Source organism: Pseudoalteromonas sp. NBT06-2 (assembly GCF_002276045.1).
Classification (GTDB): Bacteria; Pseudomonadota; Gammaproteobacteria; order Enterobacterales; family Alteromonadaceae; genus Pseudoalteromonas.
Map to the genome: position 1 here is coordinate 1 of NZ_NQMR01000200.1, position 9,967 is coordinate 9,967.

Below are 9,967 nucleotides of genomic sequence, written 5' to 3' on the forward strand. Positions count from 1 at the left end.
TTTATTCACCGAGATGTGCTGATGCAGTACGAGTATTGTAAAGTGTAGTCGATTTTTTAATATAGCTTTGAGCCTATTCTGGATAATGCTTAGTCATGTGATAAATAAAATTTTGCGCAATTTGTTTTGAAAGTTTTTCGTTAATTACATGTGAATTAAATGATTTTGCATATGTTTATTGGGTACAATTGGCTTTTATATTTGTACGAATATTTTAAAAGTAGATGTCAAATTTTCAAATTACGAGTATACAAGAACAGCTATTTGGCCTAAATAAAAAAGTTCAACTGAGACAAGTACAAAGGTTAAAGTCCATAAACATCATGGTGTACTGATCACGTAATTCATCTTTTAAATGATGCTACGGTAACCTATACAAGTTGGGTGATGGATCAAATATTAAACCATAAAAATTAACAAAATACGTTTTTTAGTTTATTGTATAAAAAATAGTTCAATCATAGGAGAGCAAAATGTCCAAGATAATATTGTATTTATTTGAACGTGACTTTAAAGATGAAAGCTTTAAAGGTGAGCGTTTCTTTTGTCCTTTTTGTTTAAAAATTGAAGGTTTAATGGCCTTATTTCCTGAAATTCGTCATGCGGTGGAAGTGAGATATGTTGACTTTACTAAACCAAGAGGTGAGTTAACAAAATTCGTGGGTGAAAATAATCAGAGTTGTCCTCAGGCAATTTTTGTTGCAGGCGATGATTCCTGGTCTGGACAATATTCAAAGAAATCTGAACAAGGCACCATTCATATCGATAAAACAAAGGATATTATGAAGTATTTTATCGACCGTTTTGAGCTGCCTAAGTCCCATTAATTTGTAACATGTGATCATCATCTATCCCATCTAAAGATAACTGATTATTTTCACAAAAGCTTTACGTTGTAAATTTAGTGACATGCAGGCTTATTAAGTGTACCAGCTCATTTAGCTTAATATTGATTGGCGTACAAATTCGATGAAACATATTTTACCATATGCATTCATTGCATAAACACCATCCAAATAGCATGGGTATATAGTTTATTTGGATGATAAATATATCGCGCTTTATCTTAAAATATAAAGCGCTTTGTTTTAAAGTTTTTAATGTTATTTGGTTTATACAATATTAAACTCATCTGCATCTAAATGGACAGGGAATGCAGCTTTAAATTGTTTTAGCTTTGTGATGTCTATAGTTGTTGTGCTTATATCTATCTCATTATCTTTTGCATTAAATAATGTTTCGCCGCAAAAGTCATAAATAGCTGTACCACCACTATGTGCTGTGCCGTTACCATCATCACCAACTCTATTAATTCCTATAACATAACTTTGATTTTCTATCGCTCTTGCTTGTAATAGAGTATCCCAAATATTACGTCTTGTAGCTGGCCAATTTGCCACATTAACTATAACATCATAATCATTTCGGTTTCGAGCCCAAACAGGAAAACGTAAATCGTAACAAATAAGGGGCAGTACTTTTACACCATTGACTTTAAATACTTCACGATTTTCTCCTGCTATTACGTGATCTCCTTCATTACCTAATCTAAATAAATGACGTTTATCGTAGTATTTTATAGTGCCATCAGGCCAGACCCAATAAAAACGATTGGCTTTTTTGTTTTTATGACTTACTAATACACTGCCTGCAATAACAGTATTTAATTTGGTTGATTGTTCTACTAACCAATTAAGGGCTTGTCCATTAATTGGATCTTGATCGACATCTAAATTGATAGCAAAACCGGTAGAAAATGTTTCTGGTAATAAAATAAGATCTGTATCAGTTATATTTTTAAGCTTTGCTGAAAGCGTATTAAGGTTATTAGTTACATTTAACCAAGTTATATCCGTTTGTACTGTCGTGATGGTTAAAGTTGACATAAACGCTCCGCAGCTTGAATTAAAGTATCATCCTTTTTTGCAAAACACAGCCTTATTATTTTGTCGCAATGGCCCGAATTATTAAATACACTCAGTGGGATGGCAGCAACACCATGTTCTTTGGTCAGCCACTGACAAAAATCTATATCTTTTAAATCACTTATGGCGCTGTAATCTAATAATAAAAAATAAGTTCCTTGGCTTGAAAGTAATTTAAAACGTGATTTCTGTAGGGCGTTTATTAATATATTCCGTTTTTTTTGATAAAACTCTGCTAACTCAAATACATGATTACTATTTTCGGTTAGCATATCTGCTATTGCAGCTTGCGCGGGTGTAAAAGATGAAAAGGTAACATATTGATGCACTTTTCTAAATTCTTCAGTGAGGTGAGGCGGTGCAATACAATAGCCGAGCTTCCAACCTGTACAATGGAATGTTTTACCAAAACTGCTAATTACAAAAGCACGCTCTTGTAATTTATTAAATCTTAACGCACTTAAATGTGTTTGCTCATCAAATACTATGTGTTCGTATACTTCATCACTAATTAAATATAAATCATGTTGATTGATCAGTGTGCTAAGCTCTGTAATGTCAGATGTTTTTAATATAGTGCCTGTAGGATTATGAGGCGTATTAATGATAATCGCTTTTGTTTTTGATGTTATTGAATCACTTACTTCACTCCAGTTTATCGTATATTGTGGAGCTTTTAGTTGGATATGCACTACTTTCCCATCGGCAAGTTCAATTGCTGGTTTATATGAATCATAAGCAGGATCAAAAATAATAACTTCATCACCGGGATGAACCAGTGTTTGAATAGCGACAAATAAAGCTTCGGTTGCACCTGATGTAACTGTGACTTGGGTTGATCCATTAATATGAGAATGGTATTTCTCATTTATTAAATCAGCAATGGCATTTTGTAATTGTGGTAATCCAGGCGAGGGAGCGTATTGATTTAAACCTCGGCTAATATATTGATTAATTTTTTGTTTAATAAATTCAGGTGTATCAAATTCAGGAAAGCCTTGAGATAAGTTAATCGCTTTATATTCATTAGCAAGACCTGACATTTCGCTGAATATACTAATACCAACATTGGGTAGTTTCGAAGTTAATTGATTGTTATTTTCTTTATTGGTATTCATTTAATATCGCAAAGGTTACTTTATTATTTGTTGCATTATTACATCAAGTTAGCATATTGGCTACAAATTGATGGTTGAATAGAAAGTCTTGTTAATCGCTAATGGTAAATCAAAAAAGCTTTATAATATTATTGTATTAAACCAGATAAAAATAAGGTAGGGTGATTCAATATAACAAAATCATTAGGTGAATATGAATCTCGCATTATTCGATTTCGACGGCACAATTACCTATGACGAAATGTATACTCCATTTATAAAATACACGACTCCAAAAATTAGATTAAAATTAGCACGATTAATTATTACTCCTTTTTTATTACTAAATCGATTTGGATTTATGAGTGCACCAAAATTAAGATACGTAGTAACTTTTGTTACTTTTTTCGGTAGATGTTATAATAAAGTAAATGATGACGGCGCTTTATTCGCTAAAGAAGTTATACCTCTTTATTTACGATCTAATGCAATGAAAAAACTTGAGTGGCATCTCTCACAAGGTGACGAAGTTGTAGTCGTATCTGCATCGCTTCATATATATTTATATCATTGGTGCCAACATAATGATGTTAAACTTATTTGTAGTGAACTGTCTGTGGTAAATTCTCGACTTACTGGCCTTTTAAAATCAGGTGATTGTAGTAATGTTGCTAAATCTGACAAAGTAAAAGCACAATTTAATTTATCTCAATACAATAAAATTTATGCATACGGTGATACTGATGAAGATCTGGATATGCTTGATTTAGCGTGTGAAAAATATATGAATTGGGAAAAATTGACTTCTTAAAGCTATTAATAGCATAGGTTTGTCGGTAATTAAAATTGCGCTGAGGTTTTAGAGCAATTAAAATTTATAAATTCTTCAGGTCTGTTAGACAACTTGATATTCGATAAGGAGTGTAAAGTGAATAATGAAGTACGAGTGGGAGTTGCAACGGTTATTCTGCGCGAAGGATATGTATTACTTGGTGAGCGCATTGGCTCTCATGGGGCCCATACTTGGGCAACACCTGGTGGGCATCTTGAACTGGGTGAAAGTATTGAAGAATGTGCAACACGCGAGACATTAGAAGAGACGGGTTTAATTGTTGACTCAATCAAGAAGCTAAGTTTTACGAATGATATTTTCGAGAAAGAGAGTAAGCATTATGTGACGTTATTTGTACTAGCATTTTGTACAAATGGAGAGCCGCAAGTTATCGAACCAGAAAAATGTAATCAGTGGAAGTGGTTTAAGCTAGATGAACTCCCAGAACCATTATTTTTACCATTGAATAATTTGCTGCAAGAGCCCTTAATTCTTAGATAAATCTGATATATTGCTCAGTTATATTATTGTCGATATCAAATTCACCAGCTTCAATATAATGATAGAATTTATCCCACTGATTTAGAGTGTAATTGAGTGCTTTGCAAATGAGGCTGTCTGTTATCACCTTTGATTGTGTTGCTATTAGCCATATTTTCAATTCGGCCTTAAGTGCATTATTATATTTTTGACTGATTGTGGCATTTTTATCCGGCTTATCTGAAACCTGAACCGGAGCTTTATCGGCACATAAACTATACTGATAGCACAGAACATGTTTACTTTTTAAAAACACACAAGAAACACGCATGGCTGCTTGAGCAGAACTTACTAATTATAGTCCTTAGCCATTTATATGTGAAATAAAACTTGTTCGAGGTATCTTTCGATGGTTTTGAAACTGAACCACCGCCACATCTAGTAAGTATTGTATTAAACTAGACAGATTTATGGTGTAATATATAAACTATGTTACATACTTGTACCTTTTTGTTAAACTCTATACTCATTATCAAATATTACGGAAAATTTATTATGTCTTCGATCCAGGGAACCAGTGCGCAAGACTCTATAATCGAAATAAAGTCTTCATTCAAATTACGAGTTTTTTATTTCATATTAGCTCTGTTTATTATCATTATGGCGAGTTTATCTTTACCTGCTCTAAGTAAATGGATGAATAGTGAACATACGATTTCACAATCACGTATCCAGATTGCGAAAGTTAAATTTGGTTCCTTTACTCGAGACCTTTCTGTACAGGCGAGAGTTGTTGCTGGCGTAAAACCTAAATTATATAGCCCTTCTCAAGGCGTAGTTACTTTTATGGTTTCTCCTGGGGATAAGGTCACTAAAGGTTATATGGTTGCTCAGATCCACAGTCCTGAACTTGAAAATTCATACGAGCAATCACAAGCTCGATTATCTCAATATAAAACCCAATTAGCTAGGCAAAAAATACAAGCAAAACGCAGTGTATTGGAAGCTGAAAAGCAAGCTGATACAGCTTTAGTTAAGTTAGCCGCCGCAAAAAGAGAAATGAAACGTTCTGATGAAGCTGAATCAAAATCTTTGATCAGTGATATAGACTATCAAAAAGCTAAAGATCATTTACAAAATGCACAACTGGAATACAAACATGCCATTAAAGAATCTGAACTTGCTCTGGAAAGTTTAGAATTTGAAGTGCAATCGAGTGTTCATGAAGTAAATACTCAGGCCTTAAAAGTTAAAAATATAAAACGTCAGGTCGAAGCGCTCAACATTACCTCTCCTGTTACTGGTATGATCGGAACACGTTTCATCGAACAAAAATCAGCGGTGAATAAATACCAAGCAATAATGAATGTAATTGAACTTGAAAACTTTGAACTGACAATAGCAATTCCAGAATCTTATGCTGATGATTTAGCGCTTGGTATGAAAACTGAAATCTTGTACGATGGCGAAAATATTAGAGGTGAATTAATTAGAATAGCGCCCGAAGTTGTTAACAATAAAGTAGAAGGACGTATTCGGTTTACGCAAAATTTACCGAAGAACTTGCGACAAAACCAACGTTTGACGACGCGTATTTTATTTGAAGAAATTAATGATGTACATTACCTACCCAGAGGCGCATTCATTGATGGTAATGGGGGTATGACAGCCTATCTCATTAAAAATGAAATCGCATATAAAACAAAAATAAAAATTGGTGCAAAGAGTCTTACCAAAGTTGAAATTATTTCAGGTTTAACGACTGACGATGAAGTAGTTATTTCTCACCTTGCCCCATTTAATAACGCACAACAAGTTGTGATCACCCAATAAACAGGGAAGGAAGAAAAAATAATGTTAAAAATGACAGGTATTTCAAAGCACTTTATCGTGGGAAATGTTAAAACTCAGGCTCTTCATCCATTTAATTTAGAAATTAAACAAGGAGATTTTGTGGCTGTTGTTGGTCCTTCGGGGTCAGGCAAAACAACATTTTTAAATATGGCTGGTATGCTGGAACAACCCAGTTTTGGTCAATATGAAATTGATGGTATTGAGGTTGAAAATCTTAATGATAAAGCAAGCTCTCGGATCAGAAATGAAAAAATAGGATTTGTTTTTCAAAGTTTTAACCTTATTCCTGAATTAACTGTGTACGACAATGTAGATGTACCATTGAGGTATAGGCGTTTTTCGTCAAAAGAACGAAAAGAAAGAATAGAAAAAGCCTTAGAACAAGTAGGTCTTAGCGGTCGCTACAAACATTTCCCGCCACAACTCTCTGGTGGGCAGCAACAAAGAGTTGCAATTGCTCGATCTTTAGCAGGAAGTCCTTCTATTATTTTAGCAGATGAGCCTACGGGGAATCTTGACTCAAAAATGGCCGATGGCGTAATGACTTTATTACATAACATTAATAAAGCCGGAACGACTATCATTATGGTGACGCATAATAATGAACAGGCACAAGAGGCTGGGCGTATCGTTCATATTTCTGATGGTTATTTGAGTGAAAATACACTATTAAAACAAGTAATCGCATAGGTGATTTTATGTTTCATTATTATTTAAAACTTGCCTTAATAAGTATGCGAAAATCTCCAATATTAGTCCTTTTGATGATATTTGCATTAGCAATTGGCGTTGCAGCTTCGATGACAACAATCACGGTTAATTATTTATCTAGTCAAAACCCCTTACCGCATAAGGAAAATAATTTATTTGCCGTACAGCTTGATAATTGGGTTATAGAAAAGGTTTGGAAAGCGCCTGATATTATCCCTTATCATTTAACCTATACTGATGCTAAAAACTTACTTTCGTTAGGTAAACAGTTCAAACATAGCCCTATAGCTCAAATAGATATGCCACTAGAACCGACATCTTCTAATGATAAAAACCTATCTTTTATTGCCCAAGCAACAACAGTTTCTCATGATTTCTTTTCTTTATTTGATGTGCCATTTTTATATGGTCAGCCTTGGAGTAAAGAAGATGATAAAAACAATGCAAACCTGATTGTAATTAGTGAAACAACAAATGATAGATTATTTTTAGGAGCTAATTCAGTTGGTAAAACGTTGATATATGGTGGTGAAATTTTTACGATTACAGGTGTAACACAAAAGCGTAATTTTTTACCTAAAATTTATGGCATAAAATTCTCTATGTTTTCTGAACCTGAAGATTTATATATGCCTTTTAATACTCAAGTTGCACTAGAATGGTTTAGCTCTACGTTTTACTGTCAAAAAGGACAAGGTGATGGCTACCAAGGATTCTTACAGTCTGAATGTATGTGGGTTTTGTTTTGGGCTGAGTTTAAAGATAGCGCAGAGAAACAACAATACCAGCAATTTATCGATAACTATGTAATTGATCAAAAAATATTAGGACGCTTTCCCAGACCACTTGATAATCGCCTAACATCAATTAACACTTGGTTTAAGTATCAAGGCGTAATTAATAAAGATACGCAAATATTGATGTGGCTAGCGATTCTTTTTTTATGTGTATGCTTATTTAATACGATTGGTCTTATGCTTGCTAAGTTTAGCTCTAAATCTTCAGAAGTATCACTGAGACGGGCTTTAGGTGCTTCAAGGCAAAACATTTTTTATCAATATCTCATTGAATCTTTATGCATTGGTTTATGTGGTGGTGTATTAGGAATGTTACTAACTTTTATCTCTCTTGAATACTTTAAGCATATATATACCAAGCTAAATTCTCAGGTCATGACACTTAATGTAGAGCTTTTGTTATTAGGCTTATTGCTATCAATTTTAGCAACTTTAATTGCAGGTATTTACCCAACATTTAAAGTGAGTCGTACATCTGCATGCATGCAGTTAAGACAGAAATAAGGAATCATTATGCGTGATATAGCCAATATTGTTAAAATATTTAAAAAGAAAATGATAGGTCCGTTATTACTCATTTTTCAGATTGTGATCACATTTACTGTTATTGTAAATGCGACACATATCATTAGTAATAAAACACAATTATTAAACACGCCTACGGGAGCTGATCAAAAAAACACTTTTTATATTAGTTTTTACAGTACAGATAAAGACTTACTTAATGAAAATCAGGTAAAGTTAGATATGCAAAAAATAACATCTTTGAATACAGTTCTTAGTGCAGCGCCTATTAATGCGATCCCCATGATCGGTAATGGAACATTCGACTCGCTTTATACTGATGTTGATAAAACACTGGGGGATTCTGGCGCGATATATTATACGAATAATGCAGCAGTGAAGACTTTAGATATGGAGATTTTAGCAGGTGAAAACTTTTCAGAACAAGATGTACTTTATGTGAAACCCAATAGTGAACAATGGCCTGATTCTATTATTATCACTAAAGCCTTTGCTGAATTTCTTTATCCTGATGATTGGCGACAAGTTGTATCAAAATTATTGTACACAAATGTAGGAACAATAAGAGTAAAAGGAGTTGTGGATAAAATGCAAGCACCTTGGTACTACTGGCGTAATGTAGAGTTTGGTATTTTTGAACCGAGAGTAGCACTCAGCGAAGAGATGAAATATGTCGTACGTGCAGAAAAAGATCAAATAAATAGTGCAATGTCGCAGGTTGAAGCTTTATTTCTTAAAACCTCAGGGCGCATAATTAACAAAATAGAAACTTTTGATGAAGTACGTAACCATGCATTAAGTACGGAGCAAGGTACGGTTAGTATTTTAAAATCACTCATCATTATATTATCATTGATCACGGTTTTTGGCATTATAGGTCAGTCTAGTTATTCAATTAATGCACGAAAAAAGCAAATAGGTACCCGACGCGCTTTGGGTGCGAGCAAACTACAAATAATACAATATTTTTTAACAGAAAATATTTTGATTAGCACTATAGGTATATTGCTGGGTATGATTAGTTGTATTGTGTTAAACCTTGTATTAGTCGATAACTTTTCATTGCCTCGCTTACCATTTCATTATTTAGGGTTTGGTGTTTTTGCTATTTACCTTATCAGCTTACTATCAGTACTTTATCCTGCATACAAAGCAGCAAATATTTCACCTGCTATAGCGACAAGAGAAATGTAATTAAAAACTACCAGATAAGTCATTAGGTGCATATTACTCATAAACTTAATGGCTTAATTCTGACGAATCCCCACTAAATTTAAAGTTATTTCCCTAGAGGGGTAGACCCTTCACGGCGACTTGTGACTAAAGCGTTTCGCCAAAAAAACTTAATGAAGCAGCCGTGAAAGCCATCGAAATATTACATAAAGATATAAGCTTTTCCTACCCTGAATCTATTTAAACTATTTTTATAACGAGCATTTTATGTTCAAAATAGCCCAAAGTTAACGTTTATGATAATTATCATTATTTTAGTCAACATGTCATTAACTGATAAAATTTAAATGGTCGCGATTTTTTAAATTCAACCAAATTCCGATCAAAAGTATGTTTTCAGCGTCCATATTAGTAAAAAAACGTAATTGTTAATTTTTACTTCAAATGCAAGAAATTTTTAGACTGAGTTATTTAAATTTTGGCTTTTTAATGATTAATTTGTGAGTTTGTAACTAAATCTGAGTTAACAATCAGATTTAACGGTACTCATAACAGCACATCTCGGTGAATAAA

10 protein-coding genes are annotated in these 9,967 nt (G+C 33.4%); 7 read left to right on the top strand and 3 right to left on the bottom strand.

Annotated features, from left to right (window positions below; all coding sequences use genetic code 11):
- The first annotated feature begins 473 nt into the window (after window positions 1–473).
- Complete coding sequence (locus CJF42_RS23570; RefSeq protein WP_212668854.1) at window positions 474–827, top strand: DUF3088 family protein; 354 nt, start codon at window positions 474–476, stop codon at window positions 825–827.
- A gap of 285 nt (window positions 828–1,112) precedes the next feature.
- Here the strand turns inward: CJF42_RS23570 and CJF42_RS23575 are convergent, their stop codons facing one another.
- Together CJF42_RS23575 and CJF42_RS23580 are read right to left on the bottom strand one after the other, a co-directional pair.
- The gene (locus CJF42_RS23575; protein WP_095368995.1) at window positions 1,113–1,886 is read right to left on the bottom strand and encodes an amidohydrolase; all 774 of its coding nucleotides are present in this window, start codon (window positions 1,884–1,886) and stop codon (window positions 1,113–1,115) included.
- Complete coding sequence (locus CJF42_RS23580) at window positions 1,874–3,043, bottom strand: methionine aminotransferase (RefSeq protein ID WP_095368996.1); 1,170 nt, start codon at window positions 3,041–3,043, stop codon at window positions 1,874–1,876. The genes CJF42_RS23575 and CJF42_RS23580 overlap by 13 nt, the downstream gene beginning before the upstream one ends.
- Window positions 3,044–3,236: 193 nt before the next feature.
- On the opposite strand from CJF42_RS23580, the gene CJF42_RS23585 reads away from it, so the two are divergent.
- Window positions 3,237–3,833 carry an HAD-IB family phosphatase gene (locus CJF42_RS23585; protein ID WP_095368997.1) on the top strand — a complete coding sequence of 199 codons (597 nt, stop codon included), beginning with the start codon at window positions 3,237–3,239 and terminating at the stop codon, window positions 3,831–3,833.
- 117 nt (window positions 3,834–3,950) lie between these two features.
- Complete coding sequence (locus tag CJF42_RS23590) at window positions 3,951–4,355, top strand: nucleotide triphosphate diphosphatase NUDT15 (protein WP_095368998.1); 405 nt, start codon at window positions 3,951–3,953, stop codon at window positions 4,353–4,355.
- Here CJF42_RS23590 and CJF42_RS23595 read toward each other — a convergent pair.
- Window positions 4,348–4,650 (bottom strand): IS66 family transposase, encoded by a 303-nt coding sequence (locus tag CJF42_RS23595; protein ID WP_170940734.1) that lies wholly within the window; start codon window positions 4,648–4,650, stop codon window positions 4,348–4,350. The genes CJF42_RS23590 and CJF42_RS23595 overlap by 8 nt on opposite strands.
- Before the next feature lie 239 nt (window positions 4,651–4,889).
- Here CJF42_RS23595 and CJF42_RS23600 point away from each other — a divergent pair, with 239 nt between their 5' ends.
- The 4 genes from CJF42_RS23600 to CJF42_RS23615 are packed head-to-tail and all read left to right on the top strand — an operon-like array spanning window position 4,890 to window position 9,415.
- The gene (locus CJF42_RS23600; protein ID WP_170940735.1) at window positions 4,890–6,167 is read left to right on the top strand and encodes an efflux RND transporter periplasmic adaptor subunit; all 1,278 of its coding nucleotides are present in this window, start codon (window positions 4,890–4,892) and stop codon (window positions 6,165–6,167) included.
- Between the two features lie 21 nt (window positions 6,168–6,188).
- On the top strand, window positions 6,189–6,878 hold the full coding sequence (locus CJF42_RS23605) for an ABC transporter ATP-binding protein (RefSeq protein WP_095369001.1): 690 nt from the start codon (window positions 6,189–6,191) through the stop codon (window positions 6,876–6,878).
- A gap of 8 nt (window positions 6,879–6,886) precedes the next feature.
- Window positions 6,887–8,200, top strand: coding sequence for an ABC transporter permease (locus CJF42_RS23610; RefSeq protein ID WP_095369002.1), 1,314 nt, complete (start codon window positions 6,887–6,889; stop codon window positions 8,198–8,200).
- 9 nt (window positions 8,201–8,209) lie between these two features.
- Window positions 8,210–9,415 (top strand): ABC transporter permease, encoded by a 1,206-nt coding sequence (locus CJF42_RS23615; protein WP_095369003.1) that lies wholly within the window; start codon window positions 8,210–8,212, stop codon window positions 9,413–9,415.
- The last annotated feature ends 552 nt before the right edge of the window (window positions 9,416–9,967 follow it).

Bases quoted from the DNA above. Each gene is read 5' to 3' on its own strand.
- CJF42_RS23585 (WP_095368997.1), top strand. From the start codon at position 3,237: ATGAATCTCGCATTATTCGATTTCGACGGCACAATTACCTATGACGAA.
- CJF42_RS23570 (WP_212668854.1), top strand. From the start codon at position 474: ATGTCCAAGATAATATTGTATTTATTTGAACGTGACTTTAAAGATGAA.
- CJF42_RS23580 (WP_095368996.1), bottom strand. From the start codon at position 3,043: ATGAATACCAATAAAGAAAATAACAATCAATTAACTTCGAAACTACCC.
- CJF42_RS23600 (WP_170940735.1), top strand. From the start codon at position 4,890: ATGTCTTCGATCCAGGGAACCAGTGCGCAAGACTCTATAATCGAAATA.
- CJF42_RS23615 (WP_095369003.1), top strand. From the start codon at position 8,210: ATGCGTGATATAGCCAATATTGTTAAAATATTTAAAAAGAAAATGATA.
- CJF42_RS23575 (WP_095368995.1), bottom strand. From the start codon at position 1,886: ATGTCAACTTTAACCATCACGACAGTACAAACGGATATAACTTGGTTA.
- CJF42_RS23610 (WP_095369002.1), top strand. From the start codon at position 6,887: ATGTTTCATTATTATTTAAAACTTGCCTTAATAAGTATGCGAAAATCT.
- CJF42_RS23605 (WP_095369001.1), top strand. From the start codon at position 6,189: ATGTTAAAAATGACAGGTATTTCAAAGCACTTTATCGTGGGAAATGTT.